General features: G+C 64.5%; 17 protein-coding genes. 12 read left to right on the top strand and 5 right to left on the bottom strand.

All coding sequences use genetic code 11. The annotated features are described in order from the left end of the window. Positions 1–27 precede the first annotated feature (27 nt). The 4 genes from ACIPZB_RS09195 (at position 28) to ACIPZB_RS09180 (ending at position 3,174) form a co-directional block, all read left to right on the top strand. Positions 28–699 (top strand): histidine phosphatase family protein, encoded by a 672-nt coding sequence (locus ACIPZB_RS09195; protein WP_400639937.1) that lies wholly within the window; start codon positions 28–30, stop codon positions 697–699. Positions 700–701: 2 nt separating this feature from the next. Beyond that, positions 702–1,523 carry a phosphatase PAP2 family protein gene (locus tag ACIPZB_RS09190; protein ID WP_400639936.1) on the top strand — a complete coding sequence of 274 codons (822 nt, stop codon included), beginning with the start codon at positions 702–704 and terminating at the stop codon, positions 1,521–1,523. A 26-nt stretch (positions 1,524–1,549) separates the two neighbouring features. After that, on the top strand, positions 1,550–2,212 hold the full coding sequence (locus ACIPZB_RS09185) for a class I SAM-dependent methyltransferase (protein WP_400639935.1): 663 nt from the start codon (positions 1,550–1,552) through the stop codon (positions 2,210–2,212). A gap of 77 nt (positions 2,213–2,289) precedes the next feature. Then, positions 2,290–3,174, top strand: coding sequence for a DMT family transporter (locus ACIPZB_RS09180; protein ID WP_400639934.1), 885 nt, complete (start codon positions 2,290–2,292; stop codon positions 3,172–3,174). On the opposite strand, the gene ACIPZB_RS09175 is transcribed toward ACIPZB_RS09180, so the two are convergent. Next, complete coding sequence (locus ACIPZB_RS09175; protein ID WP_400639933.1) at positions 3,171–4,049, bottom strand: hypothetical protein; 879 nt, start codon at positions 4,047–4,049, stop codon at positions 3,171–3,173. The two genes, ACIPZB_RS09180 and ACIPZB_RS09175, sit on opposite strands and share 4 nt — an antisense overlap. Before the next feature lie 305 nt (positions 4,050–4,354). Between ACIPZB_RS09175 and ACIPZB_RS09170 the strand changes: the two genes are divergently transcribed. From ACIPZB_RS09170 to ACIPZB_RS09155, 4 genes are all read left to right on the top strand, one after another. Further along, a complete protein-coding gene (locus ACIPZB_RS09170; protein ID WP_400639932.1) occupies positions 4,355–5,335 on the top strand; it encodes an aliphatic sulfonate ABC transporter substrate-binding protein in 981 nt (326 codons plus the stop codon). 16 nt (positions 5,336–5,351) lie between these two features. Continuing rightward, positions 5,352–6,716 (top strand): LLM class flavin-dependent oxidoreductase, encoded by a 1,365-nt coding sequence (locus ACIPZB_RS09165; RefSeq protein WP_400639931.1) that lies wholly within the window; start codon positions 5,352–5,354, stop codon positions 6,714–6,716. A 132-nt stretch (positions 6,717–6,848) separates the two neighbouring features. After that, positions 6,849–7,685 (top strand): bifunctional allantoicase/(S)-ureidoglycine aminohydrolase, encoded by an 837-nt coding sequence (locus tag ACIPZB_RS09160; protein WP_008093910.1) that lies wholly within the window; start codon positions 6,849–6,851, stop codon positions 7,683–7,685. An 88-nt stretch (positions 7,686–7,773) separates the two neighbouring features. Continuing rightward, positions 7,774–8,373, top strand: coding sequence for an START domain-containing protein (locus tag ACIPZB_RS09155; RefSeq protein WP_400639930.1), 600 nt, complete (start codon positions 7,774–7,776; stop codon positions 8,371–8,373). 64 nt (positions 8,374–8,437) lie between these two features. Here ACIPZB_RS09155 and sodC read toward each other — a convergent pair whose 3' ends face one another. Continuing rightward, the gene (sodC, locus tag ACIPZB_RS09150; RefSeq protein ID WP_400639929.1) at positions 8,438–8,953 is read right to left on the bottom strand and encodes a superoxide dismutase [Cu-Zn] SodC; all 516 of its coding nucleotides are present in this window, start codon (positions 8,951–8,953) and stop codon (positions 8,438–8,440) included. A 138-nt stretch (positions 8,954–9,091) separates the two neighbouring features. On the opposite strand from sodC, the gene ACIPZB_RS09145 reads away from it, so the two are divergent. Further along, entirely contained in the window at positions 9,092–10,003 is a 912-nt protein-coding gene (locus tag ACIPZB_RS09145; RefSeq protein WP_400639928.1) for a LysR family transcriptional regulator, read from the top strand. A gap of 168 nt (positions 10,004–10,171) precedes the next feature. On the opposite strand, the gene ACIPZB_RS09140 is transcribed toward ACIPZB_RS09145, so the two are convergent. After that, complete coding sequence (locus tag ACIPZB_RS09140; RefSeq protein ID WP_400639927.1) at positions 10,172–10,627, bottom strand: REP-associated tyrosine transposase; 456 nt, start codon at positions 10,625–10,627, stop codon at positions 10,172–10,174. Positions 10,628–10,945: 318 nt separating this feature from the next. On the opposite strand from ACIPZB_RS09140, the gene ACIPZB_RS09135 reads away from it, so the two are divergent. Together ACIPZB_RS09135 and ACIPZB_RS09130 are read left to right on the top strand one after the other, a co-directional pair. After that, positions 10,946–11,863, top strand: coding sequence for an AEC family transporter (locus ACIPZB_RS09135; RefSeq protein WP_400639926.1), 918 nt, complete (start codon positions 10,946–10,948; stop codon positions 11,861–11,863). A gap of 48 nt (positions 11,864–11,911) precedes the next feature. After that, positions 11,912–12,523 carry a cell wall hydrolase gene (locus ACIPZB_RS09130; RefSeq protein ID WP_400639925.1) on the top strand — a complete coding sequence of 204 codons (612 nt, stop codon included), beginning with the start codon at positions 11,912–11,914 and terminating at the stop codon, positions 12,521–12,523. A 19-nt stretch (positions 12,524–12,542) separates the two neighbouring features. Here ACIPZB_RS09130 and ACIPZB_RS09125 read toward each other — a convergent pair whose 3' ends face one another. Then, positions 12,543–14,720 (bottom strand): TonB-dependent receptor, encoded by a 2,178-nt coding sequence (locus ACIPZB_RS09125; RefSeq protein WP_400639924.1) that lies wholly within the window; start codon positions 14,718–14,720, stop codon positions 12,543–12,545. 256 nt (positions 14,721–14,976) lie between these two features. On the opposite strand from ACIPZB_RS09125, the gene ACIPZB_RS09120 reads away from it, so the two are divergent. Then, on the top strand, positions 14,977–15,828 hold the full coding sequence (locus ACIPZB_RS09120; protein WP_400639923.1) for a CAP domain-containing protein: 852 nt from the start codon (positions 14,977–14,979) through the stop codon (positions 15,826–15,828). 50 nt (positions 15,829–15,878) lie between these two features. On the opposite strand, the gene ACIPZB_RS09115 is transcribed toward ACIPZB_RS09120, so the two are convergent. Further along, positions 15,879–16,862, bottom strand: coding sequence for a GlxA family transcriptional regulator (locus ACIPZB_RS09115; RefSeq protein ID WP_400639922.1), 984 nt, complete (start codon positions 16,860–16,862; stop codon positions 15,879–15,881). Between the last annotated feature and the right edge of the window lie 46 nt (positions 16,863–16,908).

Raw genomic sequence — 16,908 nt, 5'->3', positions numbered from 1 at the left:
GTAGAACCGGAGTCTTGGAGTGCCAGCATGCTGGAGAATGTGATCGATACCCGCCTGCGCCCCGTGCGCGCAAAGCGCCGCCGACTGCCCTGGCTGTTTGGCGGGCTGCTGGCGGTGCTCCTGCTCGGTCTGTGGCAGGCTTCCGGCACCCAGGTCAGCAACCTGGGCAGCGTGCAACAGATGAACAAGCACGGCGTTTATAGCGCCTGGGCCAAGGGCGAGGTGATGGTTCTGGTTCGCCATGCCGAACGCTGCGATCGCTCCAACAATGCCTGCCTCAACGACCCCACCGGCATCACCGTCGACGGCAGCCACGCGGCGATGGCCGTGGGCGAGGGCATTCGCCGCCTGGGGCTGGGCACGGCCGACCTGCTCAGCAGCCCGGAAGTACGTACCCGGCAGACCGCATTTTTCATCTATGGCAAGGCCATCGAAACTCAAGACTGGCTGGTGCAATGCGACGGGACATTTGCTGACTCGGCGTTCGCCCACAAGCGCGAGGGGCGCAACCTGGTTCTGGTCACCCACAGCGGCTGCATCGACCAACTGGAGCGGCAGTTGGACGTTTCCGGGGGGCAGCGAGACAGCGGCTATGCCAGCGCGCTGTTCGTCACCAAGGGCAGCGACGGCCAGCCCCACATCCTGGGCCAACTCAATGCCAAACAATGGCGCGAACTTGTCAGCAGCACAGGGAAGTAACCATGCCAAATCCTTCACGTACCACGTTCTACATCAACAACTTGCTGCTGCCGCTGGTGCTCTCGCTGATCGTCTTCCTGCTGTTCGACCTCACCGAACTGGACCGCTGGATAAGCAACCTGCTGATCGACCCGGCCACGGGCAGCTTCCCGCTGCTGCATGACCAATGGTTCGAAAAGGTCACCCACAAGTGGCCGCGCATCCTGCCGGATTGGACAGGTGAACTGGCCGTGATCGGCTCGCTGCTGTCGTTCGTGTGGCCGCGTCTGCAGCATCACCCGGACGCGTGGGTGACGCGCATGCTGAACAAGGCCAGGATCAGCCCGGCACTGCGCTTCACCGCCCAGCATCGCCGCGATTTCCTGTTCGTCGTGGTCGCCTTCGCCTTGAGCACCACGGTCATCCACTACCTGAAAAGCCACACCAGCGTGTACTGCCCCGTGGAAACCACCTTGTACGGTGGCCATGAACTGCGCAAGGAGTGGTACGAAAACTTCACCCTGCTGAGCAAGGCGGGCGATGGCCGCTGCTGGCCAGGCGGCCATGCTTCCAGCGGCTTCACCTTGTTGGCGTTGTACTTCGTGGCCCTGCGCCACCGCTGGCAGCATGCACGCAAACTGCTGGTGGCGATCCTGCTGATCGGTTTCGTCTACGGCACCACCCGGGTCCTGCAAGGCTGGCACTACATGTCGCATACCTTCTGGGCCGGGATCTTCGTCTGGTTCACCAGCTGGGCGACCGCCCTGCTGTTCTACGGCCGGCCGGCCTTGCAAGGCGCTGAGCAACCGGCCTCGGACAATCCTGCGGCGGACGCCTATGCTTGAGCTGTCCCACTGCACTGGAGGGTGCAATGCACAGCCGCGAAGCCGCCTTGCTGCACAGCTGGCAGCACAACGCCCAGGCCTGGATCGACGCCGTGCGCAGTGGCGCCATCGAAAGTCGCCGGCAGGTGACCGACCAGGCCATCCTGTTGGCCATACTCGGTCGCCAGCCTGAGCGCGTGCTCGACCTGGGTTGTGGTGAAGGCTGGTTGCTGCGCGCCCTGGCTGACCGAGGCATCGACGCCACGGGCGTGGATGGCGATGCCGCGCTGGTCGCTGCGGCGCGCGCGGCCGGTTCGCCACAGGTGTACCAGGCCAGCTATGAACAGCTGGCCGAAAGCGCTTCTGGCATGGGTACAGGTTATGACGTGATCTGCGCCAATTTCGCCTTGCTGCAACAGGACATCATTCCCCTGCTCGCCGCCATGAAAGCACTGCTGCTGCCGGGCGGCGCACTGCTGATCCAGACCCTGCACCCATGGAGCGTGGCCAACGGTGACTACCAGGATGGATGGCGCGAAGAGTGTTTTGCAGGCTTTGCCGGGGACTGGCGGCCAATGCCGTGGTACTTCCGCACCCTGGCCAGTTGGCTGAATGCATTGGACATGGCGGGGTTCAGGCTGGCCAGTCTGCAGGAGCCGCAACATCCACAGAGTGCAGTGCCGCAGTCGCTGCTGCTGGTGGCTGAATAACCCTCGACGAACCGGGTTGATCTCCCCCCGTTCAACCCGCTAGCCTGCGCTGCCCCCTCTCGGACGGACCCTGCCCCATGCGCCCACGCGATCTCGCCGCCTACCTGTTCCTGGCCATCGCCTGGGGTTTTTCCTTCCTGGTGGTGCTCAAGGTGGTGCACGCCTTCGGCTGGGCCGGTGCGGTGAGTTTCCGCTCGCTGATCGCGGGTAGCACACTGGCGGTGCTGGGCGCCCTGCTCGGCCGCCGACTGAAACTGCGCCCCTTGCTCAAACCCTTGCTGGTAGTCGGCGCCACCACCGTGGCTGGCCAACTGATCGGCCTGTCCTACGCCACGCCCTTGATCGGCACGGCCATGGCCGCGATCTTCATCGCCACCATCCCGCTGTTCTCGATGCTCATCGGCCGTGCCTGGGGCCTGGAGAAGATCACCGCGCAGGGGCTGGCCGGATTGCTGCTGGGCGTGCTCGGCATCGTGATGCTGGTGGGTTTCCCGGCCCAACCGGTGAATGAAGCCTTCATCCACGGCTGCATCGCTTCGGTGTTCGGCTGCGTGTGCGCCGCCTTCGGCAGCAACTACGCCAGTTTGCACCTGCGCGGGCAAGATCCCTGGACAGTGACCGGCGGCGCCTTCCTGGTCGGCGGCGTATTGACACTGCCCCTGTTACTGCTGGTACCGGTGCCAACCGTGCCACAGGCCAGCGACTGGCTCTATTTGCTGCTCAGCGGTTGCGTGATGAGCGCCACCACCTATGTGCTGTATTTCGGCCTGGTGGCGCGCATCGGCGCGACCCGTGCCATCAGCGTCGAGTTCGTCGTGACGCTGGTGGCCGTAGTGATTGGCGCATTGTTCCTGAACGAGGCGTTGAGCCTGCTGCAGGCCGCGGGCGGCCTGGTGATCCTGCTGGGCTGCATGTTGGTGCTGGGGCTGCTGCCTGGGCGCAGGCGCCGCTTGCCCAGTTAACGCTGGGCGGTGCTTTGCTCAGGGGGTGGGGTCAGTTGCAGCACCCGGTTGCGGCCACCTTCGGCCAGCAGATAGCCGCCCTTGCCGTCCGGGGTGATGGCCTGGGGCGCCTTGAGGAAGGTCAGCACGGTGTGCCGGGTGCCGTCGGCATCGATGCGCAGCAGGCGAGCACGGTGCGTGCTGTCTTCACTGATCCACAGCCCGCGCTGGTCGCACAGCAGGAAAGTCGGGTTGCGCAGGCCCTCGACCACCACCGGGTCCTGGCCATCTTCGGTCAACGCGCGGACCTTGCCGGTGGCTTTTTCGGTATAGAGCAGGCGGCCATCGGCGCAACGGGTCAGGCCTTCGGTTTCAGTCAGGTTCGAGCGCAACACCTCAAGCTGGCCGCTGGCCCACTGGTAGCGCATCAGTCGGCCATTGCCCTTGCGATCCTCGATGGCGTAGAGGTAGTCGCCATCGTTCCACAGCCCCTGCACGCTCTCGCCGTCGAACAAGTGCGTGACCTGGCCGTCACGCGACAGGCTTACCGGCGCGAGCCCGCCTTCCTGGCTGAACACCCAGCCGCCCTGGGCCGCGACCATCCCGTCAGGCTTGGAGAGGTTATCGATCAACACCACGCGCTCGCCCTGGGCGGTGATCTTGAGGATGCTGCCGCGGCCGTCGTCCAGCTCGCGGCTGACCAGCAGGCTGCCATCGGCCTGCAGCAGCAGCGAGGCGGCCTTGGTCACGTCACGGTGCAGTATATCGACATCCCAGCCGCCACTGGCCTGGACGGGGTAGAAGCTTTGCCAGGCGAAGAAGCCAAGGGTGGCGGTGAGCACTGCGGCGGTGGTGGTCAGAGCGATACGGGTGCCGCGCTGGCGCAGGATGGGCATGGGTTTGAGGCTCCTGGAAAGTGCTGGGGATCCTAGCAATGGGATGTGAAAAAAATGTCAATGAAAGCTGGGGGGTGTACTTGTGGGAGCCGGCTTGCCGGCGATAGGGCCCTGACAGGCTAGCCAATGTTTGTCTGCCCGGGCCTCATCGCCGGCAAGCCGGCTCCCACAGGGAGATCGCGCTGATGCAAAAGGATATAAAAAGAACAAAACAATCTAACCAAATGGAATTAAAAAATTGAAAGCCAAACGCCACCTCCTTAGGCTGAGTGCATCCATTACCCGCCGTTCAAGGAGCTTCCCCCATGCCTGCCCGTGCCTTCTCGCCCTTGCGCCGCCTGCTCGTCGGCGGCCTCCTGGCCACTGTCGCCAGCGCCCTGCTGCCCTGGTCCGACGCCTTTGCCGATGACGCCAAGACCCTGCGCATCGGCTACCAGAAATTCAACAGCATCAACATCCTCAAAGGCAGCGGCGCCCTGGAAAAAGCCCTGGCCCCGCAAGGCGTCAAGGTGACCTGGCACGAATTCGCTGCTGGCCCGCAACTGCTCGAAGCGCTGAGCACCGGCGCCATCGACCTGGGCCACGCCGCCGATGCGCCCTCGGTGTTCGCCCAGGCCGCCGGCAAACCTGTGGTCTACCTGGCCGCCGAACAACCCTACCCGCGCGGCATCGGCCTGGTGGTGCGTGAACAAGACCAGCTCACTAGCGTGCAAGACCTCAAAGGCAAGCGCGTGGCCACCGGCCGTGGCTGGAACGCCCAGTACCTGCTAGCCGTGGCGCTGGAACAAGCCGGCCTGAGTTACCAGGACATCACACCCGCCTACGTCAACAACGCCGCCGATGCCGTGGCCGCCCTGCAGTCGGGCAGCGTCCAGGCCGCCACCCTGTGGGATCCGTTCCTCGCCGCTGCGCAAAGCCAGCCGGGGCTGAAGAACCTGCGTGACGGCAGCGGGTTGTCCAACAACCGCACCTTCTACCTGTCCACCGCCGCCTTCGCCGACCAGCACCGCGACCTGCTCAAGACCTTCTTCGTCGAACTGGGCAAGGTCAGCCAGTGGGCCAACGCCAAGCCTGCCGAGGTTGCCGCCCTGCTGTCGCCACAACTGGGCATCAACGCCAGCGTCCTGCAAGTGGCCAGCGAACGTCGCAACTACAACGCCGTGGCCATCACCCCGCAGATCGTCGCCGAACAGCAGAAGCTGGCCGACACCTTCCAGGGCCTGGGCCTGATCCCGCACAAGCTGCAGGTAGCCGATGCGGTCTACCCGACCTCCGTGCTGCCTTGACCTGAGAGCCTGCGCCATGCCCCGCCCGATCCGCTTCAACGCCTTCAGCATGAATGCCGCCAGCCACCAGTCGCCTGGGCTGTGGCGCCACCCCCGCAACACCAGCGTGGCCTTCAACCGCCTGGACTACTGGACTGACCTGGCGCGCCTGCTCGAACGCGGGCTGTTCGACGCCTTGTTCATCGCCGATGTGCTGGGCATCTACGACGTCTACCAGGGTGGCCCGCAAGCCGCCCTGCGCGGCGGCGTGCAAGTGCCGGTCAACGACCCGCTGCTGCTGGTGCCGGCCATGGCCGGGGTGACCGAGCACCTGGGCTTTGGCCTGACCTTCTCGCTGACCTACGAACACCCCTACCCATTCGCCCGGCGCATGTCGACCCTCGATCACCTGAGCAATGGCCGGGTCGGTTGGAACATCGTCACCGGTTACCTGGACAGCGCCGCGCGCAACCTGGGCCTGGCCCGCCAGCTTGGCCACGACCAGCGCTACGACCTGGCCGAGGAGTACCTGGAGGTGCTGTACAAGCTCTGGGAAAAGAGCTGGGACGACGACGCCGTGCAGCTGGAGCGCGACACTGGCCGCTACATCGAACCGAGCAAGGTGCACGCCATCAATCACGCCGGCGAGCACTTCCAGGTGCCCGGCATGCACCTGTGCCAACCGTCGCCGCAACGCACCCCGGTGCTGTTCCAGGCCGGTGCCTCGGCGCGTGGCCAGCAGTTCGCCGCGCGGCACGCCGAGTGTGTGTTCATCAGCGGGCCGACGCCCACGGTGCTGCGCCGCTATGCCGACGGCATCCGCCAGGCCAGCGAAGTGGCCGGGCGTGGCCGCGACGAAGTGCTGATCTATGCCCAGGCGTTGCTGATCGTTGCCCCCACCCGTGAAGAGGCCCAGGCGCGCTTTGCCGAGTACCGCCGCTATGTCGACCTGGACGCCGCCCTCGCCCTGCTTTCGGGATGGACCGGCATCGACTTCGCCGGCCTCGACCCCGACACCCACATCGAGTACGTCGAGAACGACGCCGGCCGCGCCGCGTTGGCGGCCTTCACCGCCGCCGACCCGAACCGGCGCTGGACCGTGCGCGAGGCTGCGGAATTTGTCGGCCTCGGTGGCCGTGGCCCGGTATTGGTGGGCGACCAAGAGGACATTGCCGACCAGCTGGAACACTGGCTCGACCAGACCGGCATCGACGGTTTCAACCTGACCTACGCCGTGCAACCGGATGATCTGACTCATGTCGTCGAGCTGCTGGTGCCAGCGCTGCAACGTCGCGGCCGCTACCCGCTGGGCTACCGCGACGGCACCTTGCGGCACAAGCTGTTCGGCAAGGGCGACCGGCTACCCGAGGCCCACGCAGGCCAGCAGGTCCGCATTCAGTAAGCAAATACCGGGTATTTCAACATTTAATTTGTGGATGCCACGGACTGCCCCATATGCTGTCCGTACATCCCCTGCACGCACCGGCCGGTGTGGTCCAAGGCACGGGGAGAGAACAACAAGTCGAGACCGTCCATGTCGAATCACTCCTACTTCGCCCCCCACGGTGGGCACCCGGCTCAAACCGAGCTGCTGACTGACCGTGCCATGTTCACCGAAGCCTATGCCGTCATCCCCAAAGGCGTGATGCGCGACATCGTCACCAGCCACCTGCCGTTCTGGGACAAGATGCGCATGTGGGTCATCGCTCGCCCGCTGACCGGTTTTGCCGAAACCTTCTCCCAGTACATCGTCGAACTGGCCCCGGAAGGCGGCAGCGAGCGGCCTGAGCTGGACCCGAACGCAGAAGCCGTGGTGTTCATCGTCGAAGGCGAGCTGGACATCACCGTCGAAGGCAAACACCACACCCTGGTACCGGGTGGTTATGCCTTCCTGGCACCGGGCGCCGAGTGGAGCCTGCGCAACAACAGCAAGTCCAACGTCACCTTCCACTGGCTGCGCAAGCACTACCAGAAGGTCGAGGGCCTGGACATCCCCGAGTCGTTCGTCACCCACCGCGACAACGCTACCGTCATCGAAATGCCGGGCACCGAAGGTCGCTGGAAAACCACCCGTTTCGTCGACATGGCCGACATGCGCCACGACATGCACGTCAACATCGTCACCTTCCAGCCGGGCGGCGTGATCCCGTTCGCTGAAACCCACGTGATGGAACACGGCCTGTACGTACTCGAAGGCAAGGCGGTGTACCGCCTGAACCAGGACTGGGTCGAAGTGGAAGCCGGCGACTTCATGTGGCTGCGCGCCTTCTGCCCGCAAGCCTGCTACGCCGGCGGTCCAGGCAACTTCAGCTACCTGCTGTACAAGGACGTCAACCGCCACGTGCACCTGACGCTCAACCCGCAGCGCTAAGCCCAGGCTGCTTGAAGAAGCCCGCCATTCTGGCGGGCTTTTTATTTGCCGCGCATACTGCAGGTTCCCCTGTTGCGCGGTACTTGCCATGAACCGCTGCCTGCTGCTTGCCGCCCTGCTGCTGTCCACCGGCGCCTTGGCCGACGATGGCTGGAGCCTGGCCTACGACCGCGAGGGCATTCGCGTCTACCTCAGCGGCGTGGCGGACTCCCCCTACCAGCAGTTTCGCGGCGTCAGCACCATCAAGGCCAGCGTGCGCACCCTCGTCGACCTGCAGGAGAACCTGCGGGTCGCCTGCAAGTGGCTGTATGCCTGTGACCAGATGCGCCTGGTCGAGGTCGACGGCGACAGCACCTGGATCTACCTGACCACCAACCTGCCTTGGCCGACATTGCCGCGCGACATCATCCTCAAGGTCACCACCGAGCGCCTGGACGACGGCACCCTGGTGCGGCACCTGAGCGCCGAGCCCGGCAAGCTGCCCGAAGAGCCGGGATTGATCCGCGTGCAGCACCTGAGCGGTGAATGGGTGATGAAACCGCTGGGCGAGCGAGAAACCGAAGTGACCTACCAGCTCAAGGCCGACCCGGCTGGTGACGTGCCAGGCTGGCTGGCCAACCGCTTCGTGGTCGATGCGCCGGTGGTTACCTTGCGGACCTTGCGGGCGGTCGCCGAGCGCCAGCGCTGAGGCCTGGCGCTGGAAACCCGGTCGATGAACTGCAGCAGGCAGTGGCGCTGCCCTGAAACGCAAGTTACTGCACTACGCCACAGGCGACACGGGCACCACCACCGCCCAGCTTTTCGGGATGGTCGCTGTGATTGTCTGACCCGGCATGCACCATCAATGCATGCCCCTTGAAATCGGCGACCTTCAGTCTTGGCGCCAGTACCGGGTAGCTGGCCTTGCCGTCAGCACCGACATACAGCGCTGGTAGGTCGCCGCGGTGACCACTGTCGTCATATGGCCCCTTGTGCGCATTGCTTGAGCTGGGATCCCAGTGGCCGCCTGCAGCGCCCGCGGGCACGGGCTTGCCGTTTTCTTCTGCTGGGCCGCAGGAAGGGTTCTGGTGCAGGTGGAAGCCATGTACGCCGGGCGGCAGGTCCTTCAGGTCCGGCGTGAGCAAAGTGCCGTACGGGTTCTGCTCGATGCTGATGGTACCGATCGACTTGCCTGGGCCGTCTGGCCCGGCGAGCTTGAGTTCCACCGTCTGCGCGGCCTGAGCAAAGCCGGCAGAGGCCAGCAAGGCAGTGAATAGCGCTGCTTTCATGTAGATTCTCCATGGCGTGTGAAACACGGGCGTTGCTACCCGCGTAACAGCTGGGACTGCCCAGGCCGCCAGGCATTCCATCCAGCCACAGACTGAAACACAATGCCGCATTGCCCGCTCAACCCGGAGCCTGCCCGCGTGTCCCTCAAAGCCCTGCGCACCCTGGTGACCATCGCCCGCCACGGCACCTTCGCCCGTGCCGCCGACCTGCTCAGCCTCACCCCGTCGGCGGTGAGCCTGCACATCAAGACCCTGGAAGAGGAGCTGCAGGTCGTGCTGTTCGACCGCAGCCGCCGCCAGGTGCTGCTGACCGAGGCGGGGCAACTGGCCGTGGCACGCGCCGAGACCCTCCTGGCGGCGTATGACGAACTGGCCGACGCCCTGGCCAGCGGCCCGAGCCTGCGTGGCCGCCTGCGGCTCGGGGCGATTCATACGGTACTCGCCCGCCGCCTGCCCAACGCGCTGGTGTGGATCAAGGCGCATCACCCGGATCTGCACATCAGCGTGGCCTCGGGGATGTCTGCGGAGTTGGCGCGGCGCGTGGAGGACGGCGAACTGGATGCGGCGATCACCACCGAGCCCGTCAGCCCCTATCCGCAAAACCTCGACTACACGCCGCTGTTCGAAGACCGCTTCTGGGCCATCGCCAGCCCTGAGCTTGCCGGCCAGAGCCTGCCACAGCTGTTGGCCAGCCAGCCTTTTCTGCGCTTTGACAAGCGTGCGTGGGCCGGCCGGCAGATCGAGCAGGAACTGCGCCGACAGCACCTGCAGGTGAGTGAACAGATGGAACTGGACAGCCAGGAAGCGCTGGCGCGCATGGCGGTCATGGGGTTGGGGGTGGCGATCATTCCCATGTCTGACGACGATGTGCAGAGGCTGCCACCTGCAACCTGCCTGCCCTTCGGCGAGCCGCAACTGACACGGCGGGTGGTGCTGCTGGAGCATGAAAAAAGCCAGCGGCGGCATTTGAGTGCGGTGGTGAAGACAGCGCTGGAAGCAGACGTGATTCCTGTGGGAGCGTGTCGTGCGAGCATAGCGCGGCTCAATTGAGGCAGGGCAGGCCCTATCGCCGGCAAGCCGGCTCCCACCGGTAAGCGCAGCCTTCAAAGCCTGTGGTGCACCTGTGGGAGCAACTCTTTTGTACATGATCTAAAAGCTTGCACCACCCCTGTGGGAGCCGGCTTGCCGGCGATGAGGCCCTGACAGCCAGCACCTCAATCAAAGCCAGATTGCATCCCAATGCGGATAATCCCCCACCCGATCAACCAAACCCGCCCGTTTCGGGTTCAAGACGATATACCGCGCCACATCCTGCACATCCTCTTCGCGCCGCAAAGCCCGGTCATGAAACCCCTTCTGCCAAAGCCTCCCATATCGCCCTAGATGATGGTTGATGACGCAGGTACTTCGCGACTTCACTCGGCGCATGAGGGTTTTCAGGCTCACCGGCCCCAGCTCGATCAACCAGTGGAAATGATCAGGCATCACCACCCAAGCTAATGATCGGGCGGCACCTTCCAGTTCGGCCTGGCGAAACTCGCGGACCAGCAGGCGAGCCGAGTGAAATCCACTCAGTACTGGGTCTCTGTGCAATGTGGTGCTGGTGAGGAGATACAGCCGATTCCTTTCTGAAAACCGGCCAATTCTCAACTGATTTGAATGGGGACGTTCCATGTACCCTGCCTCCTGATGGTTGGCTCATCAGGCTAGTAATGATGGAGCTGACAGGTTGGGTTCAATTGGCACCTGGTGTTACTGCGTTGCTCCCATCGCCGGCAAGCCGGCTCCCACAAGCCCTCAGATGCACTGCAAAACTCCCGTGGGAGCCGGCTTGCCGGCGATAGGGCCTGCCCCACAGGAGGGGTGGGGCAGCTTCTGGATTCTGAGCTGGAACTGTGCAGTTTTTCTCAACGGTGACTGCAGAAATGCGCGTTTTTAATGACCTGTCGGCCGCGCTAACCTGTGCCGGTACCCGACCACGGAACACCTGCCATGCTCCCCCTGCTGCTGACCACCCTGGTGCCCATCATCCTGCTCATTGCCCTGGGCACCCTCTTGCGCATCCGCGGCTTTCTCGCCGAAAGCTTCTGGCCCGGCGCTGAACGCCTGAGCTACTACGTGCTGTTGCCAGCGCTGTTCCTCCACGGCCTGGCCACCGCCAACCTCGAGGGCGTGCCGGTGCTGGGGATGGTGGGTGTGCTGATGCTCTCGACCCTGCTCGGTGCCGTGCTGCTGGTGCTCTACCAGGGCGCCGTGAACCACGACGGCGCCGACTTCACCTCGGTGTTCCAGGGCGGCGTGCGCTTCAACAACTACATCGGCGCCACCCTGGCCGCCGGCATCTACGGCAGCGCCGGGATTGCCCTGGCGGCCGTGGCCAACGCGGCCATCGTGCCATTGGTCAACCTGCTCTGCGTGCTGGTGTTCGCCCGTTTCAGCGCCCGCCACAGCTCACCCGCCACGGTGCTGCGGGCGATTTTCGCCAACCCGCTGATCGTCGGCTGCGCCGGCGGGTTGCTGCTGCGGGTGACGGGGCTGGGCCTGCCTGCGGGCCTTGAACCGACGGTAAAAGCCCTGGGCCAGGCCGCCCTGCCCCTGGGCCTGCTGTGCGTAGGCGCAGCACTGGGCGGTGCCAGCCTCGGTCAGCAGGTGCGGCCACTGATGGCGGCATCGACGTTCAAGTTCCTGGTCATGCCACTGACCACCTGGGGCCTGTGCCGCCTGCTTGGCCTCAGTGGCCAGGCGGCAGTGGTGGCGGTGCTGTTCCAGGCGCTGCCAACGGCGTCATCGTCCTATGTCATGGCGCGGCAGATGGGGGGCAACGCGCCGCTGATGGCGACCATCATCGCCTTGCAGACCGTGGCCGCCGCCGTGACCTTGCCCTTGGTATTAATGCTTACGCTGAAGTGATGGCGTTTGGCTAGACTGTGAGGCAACCCACACTACGGAAGCTCGACCATGCGCTGCTCGTGGATGCTGATCGGATTGACCACAGCCCTGCTCGCAGGCCCTCTGCACGCCGTCGAGCCAGCCAAGGCCGCAGTGGCCGAAGACAAGGCGGAAAAGCTCGAAGAAAAAGTCGTCGAAGACGCGCCGCCGCCGAAAAAGGCCGAAACCCTGACACCCGGCGAGGTAAAGGCTGTCGACCCGGCAGGCCAGGCGCCCATGGATGACAGCATCACCTGCCTTGCCCGCACCATCTACTGGGAAGCCAAGGGCGCCGATGCCAAGGACATGAGTGCGGTCGCCAGCGTGGTGCTCAACCGCTTGGGCCATGAGGGCTTCCCGGACACCATCTGCGGGGTGGTCAAGCAAGGGGTCGAAAGCAAGTCCTGCCAGTTCTCCTGGTGGTGCGACGGGCGCTCCGACCAGGTCGAGGAAGCGCAGCGCTATGACATCGCCAAGGAGATCGCGCGCAAAGCAATCAACCAGCAGCTCAAGGACTCGACCGGGGGCGCGCTGTACTTCCATGACCGCAACGTGCACCCCGACTGGGCGAAAACCTATCGCAAGACCGCCGAGACCCGGCATTTCCTGTTCTACAAGCCCAACCAGGCGTTGGCGCGCTGACCGATGAACGCCCTGCTCATCAGAAGTCGATCGTCCCGGAGAACTTCACCAGGCGCGGATCGCCCTGGGTCAGATAACCGCCATTGGCCGAAGCCCAATAGTTTTTGTCGGTGAGGTTTTCCACGTTCATCCGCAGGGTGACTTCCTTCTCCTGCACCTTGAAGCGATAGCGCGCGCCAGCGTCGAAGCGGTTCCAGGTCGGCAGGCTGAGGGTATTGGACGGATTCGCATACTGCCCGCCCGTGCGCAGCATGCGGGCATTGAGCGCCACACCTTCGAGCCCTGGTACATCCCAGTCGACACTGGCGTTGAGCTGGAAGGTCGGCACCCCTACCGCGTGATTGCCATCGTTGGCGCCGTTCTGAGTCTTCTTCAATTCGCTGTCCATGCGCGTGCCGCCCGCCATCAGACGCAGACCTCGCAGCGGCTCGCCGAAGACACTGAGTTCGATGCCCTTGTTGACCTGCTCGCCGTCCTGGACGAACACATTACCCTCAACGAAACCGTCGGTAGGCCGTTCGATGCGGAACACGGCCAGGTTGGCCCCGAATGTCTGGTAATCGAGCTTCACCCCGGCCTCCACTTGCTTGGTCTTGGCTGGCGGGAACACTTCGCCGGCGTTGACCACCTGCCCCGATGCCGTCGCGCCCTGGGCCAGGCCTTCGATTCGGTTGGCATACAGCGAGATCGACGGGTTGACCTTGTAGACGATGCCGTACACGGGCGTGGTGACCGACTCGTCGTAGAAGGCATTGCGGCCCAGGTCCGGCCCCTCGCCATCGTAGGCATAGCCCTCGACGCGCAGCTGCTGGCGGCGCACACCGGCGGTGAGCAGCAAGGTATCGTCGAACAGGCCCACGGTGTCGGACACGGCGATACTGCGGTTGCGGGTCTTGCCAGTCACCCCTGGGTCATCCAGCTTGCCACTGGCGAAGGTCGGCGTGGTGGGTTTGGGCAGAGGGTCGGTGTTGTAGATGTTGGTCGCTTGCGAATTGTAGAAGACGAAGGCGTTTTCCTGCTGGGTCCAGATGCTGGCTGCGCCGAGGTTCAGCTGATGACTGACCGGGCCCGTCTGCAAGCGGCCATTGATGCCGCCCATCAGCGTGCTGTTGTCCTCGTTGTGGGGGATCTCCGACCCGCCGATGGTGGCCGCGCCGGTGGCCGCGCCGGTGGCCGCATTGGTGAGGATCGGCGTGCCGTAGAAGCCGTTTTCGTGTGTGTGCTTGAGGCCACCGGCCAGGTAGCCGCTCCAGTTTTCGTTGAAGTCGTAGTCGCCGCGGACCATGCCGAAGGTGTCCTCGGTCTCGGTCCATGACCAGTCCTGGCCGTAGTTGTGATCGGCATCCGGCGCACGCGGGATATCGGTCAGGCCAGCGCCCAGGCGCACCGAGTTGCGCATGTGGTTGACCCGCTGTTTCTGGTAACCGATGTCGGTAGAGAGGCGGAAGTTGTCGCCACGGTAGTCGAGGCCGACGATGAACAGCTTGCTGCGCTGGTCCTGATCGTCGACCGCGGTTTCGCCTTCGCGCTGCGACAGGTTCAGGCGCACGCCAAAGCGGTTGTCCTCACCAAAGCGCTGGCCCAGATCCAGGTGCTCGCCGAGGCGGCCATCGCTGCTGATGTCCTGGGTGTAGCGCCGGGTTGGCGTATCACCCGCGCGCTTGGGCTGCAGGTTGACGTTGCCGCCAAGGCCGGTGCCGGTGGGGCTGGCACCGTTGAGGAAAGCGTTGGGGCCCTTGAGCACTTCTACCCGCTCCACGGCATCGGTGGAAATCATCTGCCGTGGCAGCACACCGTACAGACCATTGAACGCCACATCGTCGCCATTGAGCGGCAGCCCACGGATGACGAAGACCTGGGACTGGTTACCGAAGCCGAACGACTGGCGCACCGAAGGGTCGTTGAGCAGCACATCGCCGATGTCCTCGGCCTGTTGGTCCTCGATCAGCTGCGAGGTGTAGCTGGTCATGGTAAAGGGCACGTCCATCATGTCCTGGTTGCCCAACACGCCCATCTGCCCGCCGCGCGCGACCTGGCCACCGGCAAAGGCTGGCGGTGGTTCGCCCTTGGGCTGTCCAGCCTCGGCATTGATGGCGGTGGCATCGAGTTCGATGGCGCCGTCGGCCGCCTGGGCACTGACGGCAACGGAACAGCAAGCAACGAAGAAGGTCAACCGATACGAAGGGAAGCGTGCCATGCAAGGCTCCGGTGTTCTAAGTAAAGCCTCCCTGGCAAGCGCAATCATTTTCAATTGCGTATTGTTTACAGCCGATATTACGAATATTTAACAATGTTTCGCACTTTTTTGTCGACCAGTGGTCTACTCCCTCTTTTGCCGCCTGCAAGCCTTTGCCGGCGTTTACTTCGCGATGCACGATTCCGGGCCAAAAGCCCTGGGCTTGTGTAGGATGAGCAGCGCATACCAAGACGCTGCCAGTCACAGGGAGATCCACATGCGCGTCCTGTCATCCGTTGCCGCCTTGTCGCTGGGCCTGGTCGTCACGACCGGGAGCCTGGCCGCCACCGGCGAAGAGGCGCAGCTGATCGAGTCGATCAATACCTACCGCAGCCAGGCCCAGCCCTGTGGCGGCGAGGCATCGCTGGAACTGCCACCGCTCAATAGCGACACCCGCCTGGCGCTGTCGCCGGAAGGCACTCGCGACCTGCAGCAGGCCATGACCCGCGCCGCCTACCCGATGGTCAACGTCCAGGCCATCAGCCTGTCCGGCCCGCGCGACGCTCGCGCCGCGATGCATGCCATCGAAGAGAGCTTCTGCCAGGTGGTGCTCGACCCGCAGTTCGTCGATATCGGCGTCAGCCAGGAAGGCCGCGACTGGCGCATCGTGCTGGCCCGCCCCTTGTTGAGCGGGCGCCTGGGTGATTGGCAGGCCGAGGGGCAGAAGCTGATGCAAGCCATCAATGTGGCGCGCAAGGCGCCGCGCCAATGTGGTGGCCAGCCGTTCGCGGCGACATCGGCGCTGACCTGGAGTACCGCCCTCGCCGGCGTGGCGGCCGGCCATACGCGGGCGATGGCCAACCAGAATTTCTTCGACCACATCGACCGCGATGGCCGCACCCCGGGTGACCGGGCGGAGCTGGCCGGCTACCTGTACCAGCAGATCGGCGAGAACATCGCCGCCGGGCGCGACAGTGCGCAGAAGGTGGTGGATGGCTGGCTGGCCAGCCCCGGGCATTGCGCCACGCTGATGAACCCGGATTTTCGCGAGATGGGCGCCGCCTATGCCGTGGACCCGAAGAGCGATGCCGGGATCTACTGGACGGGGTTGTTTGGCACACCGCAGTAATCAGTTTCACTTCTGAAAACACCCCGATCCCTGTGGGAGCCGGGATCGCGTCAGTGCTTGGAAATTGAGCAAGACTGTTGCTCACGCAACGCCATCGCCGTGCACCCAAAGCGTTGCCGCACGCATCTCCCCAAGTAACTGGCATCGCCCAGCCCCACCTCATCGGCGATCTGCCCCAGGCTGTGGCTGGAATTGAGCAACCGCCAGCGCGCCTGCTGCAGGCGCATCTCCTGCCACCAAGCCTTGGCGCTCATGCCATGGCTGGCCTGGAACTGACGGTCCAGCTGCCGCCGGCTGATGCCCAGCTCGGCCGCCAATTGCTCGATGGACAGGCGCGCCGCCATGTGGTGTCGCATCAGCGCCAGGGCGCGCTGCACCTGACGCCCCTGCCCTGCCCCTGCCTCCAGCGAACGCAGGGCATGGCGGCTGTTCCGGGACTCGTCCACCAGCATGTCGGCCAGGCCCTTGAGCGCACGGGCGCGCCCGCAGCCGTGTGACAGCAGTTCCACGGCAAGGTCGATGGCAGCCGTACCGCCGGCGCAGGTGATACGCCCCCTGTCGATGCAATACAACTGTTCACGCAGCACCTCAAGGTGAGGGAAGCTGGCGCGAAACTCGGCTTCATGCCGCCAGTGCACCACCACCTTGTGCCCGTCCAGCAAGCCGCAGGCCGCCAGCAGAAACGCGGCATTGTCGATGCCAACCAGCTTCACGCCAGCCCGCGTCGCGCGCTTGAGCAGGTTTTTGTATTGCGGCGCAAGGCGCGCCGTGGCCCCGGCATTGCGGCCGCCAAACAGCACCAGGTAGTCGTAGTCCGCAAGCCGCTGCTGGGCGATGGCCTCGACCTGCAGCACCGCCCCGCTGCTCGACATCACCGGTTCACCCGTCAGGCTACCCAGCGTCCAGGCGCAATAGCGTTGGCGGCTGTAGTCCTCATCGTCTGCACTGAAACGCAGTTTGTCGAGAAAGGCGCCAAAAGGCAGCAGGGCGAATTCCGGCAGTGGCAGGATCAGCAAACGGATATCAGGGGGCACGGTGGAATGTCCAGAAAGCACCATAGGATGTCCAGATAATACCCTT

Source organism: Pseudomonas sp. NPDC089396, assembly GCF_044749545.1.
Lineage (GTDB): Bacteria > Pseudomonadota > Gammaproteobacteria > Pseudomonadales > Pseudomonadaceae > Aquipseudomonas.
The sequence above is the reverse complement of the archived record's forward strand: the minus strand, read 5'-3'. Positions and strand labels throughout refer to the sequence as shown.

What these genes read in the sequence shown, in the direction of transcription:
- ACIPZB_RS09195 (WP_400639937.1), top strand. Translation starts at nt 28, where the DNA reads ATGCTGGAGAATGTGATCGATACCCGCCTGCGCCCCGTGCGCGCAAAG.
- ACIPZB_RS09190 (WP_400639936.1), top strand. Translation starts at nt 702, where the DNA reads ATGCCAAATCCTTCACGTACCACGTTCTACATCAACAACTTGCTGCTG.
- ACIPZB_RS09185 (WP_400639935.1), top strand. Translation starts at nt 1,550, where the DNA reads ATGCACAGCCGCGAAGCCGCCTTGCTGCACAGCTGGCAGCACAACGCC.
- ACIPZB_RS09180 (WP_400639934.1), top strand. Translation starts at nt 2,290, where the DNA reads ATGCGCCCACGCGATCTCGCCGCCTACCTGTTCCTGGCCATCGCCTGG.
- ACIPZB_RS09175 (WP_400639933.1), bottom strand. Translation starts at nt 4,049, where the DNA reads ATGCCCATCCTGCGCCAGCGCGGCACCCGTATCGCTCTGACCACCACC.
- ACIPZB_RS09170 (WP_400639932.1), top strand. Translation starts at nt 4,355, where the DNA reads ATGCCTGCCCGTGCCTTCTCGCCCTTGCGCCGCCTGCTCGTCGGCGGC.
- ACIPZB_RS09165 (WP_400639931.1), top strand. Translation starts at nt 5,352, where the DNA reads ATGCCCCGCCCGATCCGCTTCAACGCCTTCAGCATGAATGCCGCCAGC.
- ACIPZB_RS09160 (WP_008093910.1), top strand. Translation starts at nt 6,849, where the DNA reads ATGTCGAATCACTCCTACTTCGCCCCCCACGGTGGGCACCCGGCTCAA.
- ACIPZB_RS09155 (WP_400639930.1), top strand. Translation starts at nt 7,774, where the DNA reads ATGAACCGCTGCCTGCTGCTTGCCGCCCTGCTGCTGTCCACCGGCGCC.
- sodC (WP_400639929.1), bottom strand. Translation starts at nt 8,953, where the DNA reads ATGAAAGCAGCGCTATTCACTGCCTTGCTGGCCTCTGCCGGCTTTGCT.
- ACIPZB_RS09140 (WP_400639927.1), bottom strand. Translation starts at nt 10,627, where the DNA reads ATGGAACGTCCCCATTCAAATCAGTTGAGAATTGGCCGGTTTTCAGAA.
- ACIPZB_RS09135 (WP_400639926.1), top strand. Translation starts at nt 10,946, where the DNA reads ATGCTCCCCCTGCTGCTGACCACCCTGGTGCCCATCATCCTGCTCATT.
- ACIPZB_RS09130 (WP_400639925.1), top strand. Translation starts at nt 11,912, where the DNA reads ATGCGCTGCTCGTGGATGCTGATCGGATTGACCACAGCCCTGCTCGCA.
- ACIPZB_RS09125 (WP_400639924.1), bottom strand. Translation starts at nt 14,720, where the DNA reads ATGGCACGCTTCCCTTCGTATCGGTTGACCTTCTTCGTTGCTTGCTGT.
- ACIPZB_RS09120 (WP_400639923.1), top strand. Translation starts at nt 14,977, where the DNA reads ATGCGCGTCCTGTCATCCGTTGCCGCCTTGTCGCTGGGCCTGGTCGTC.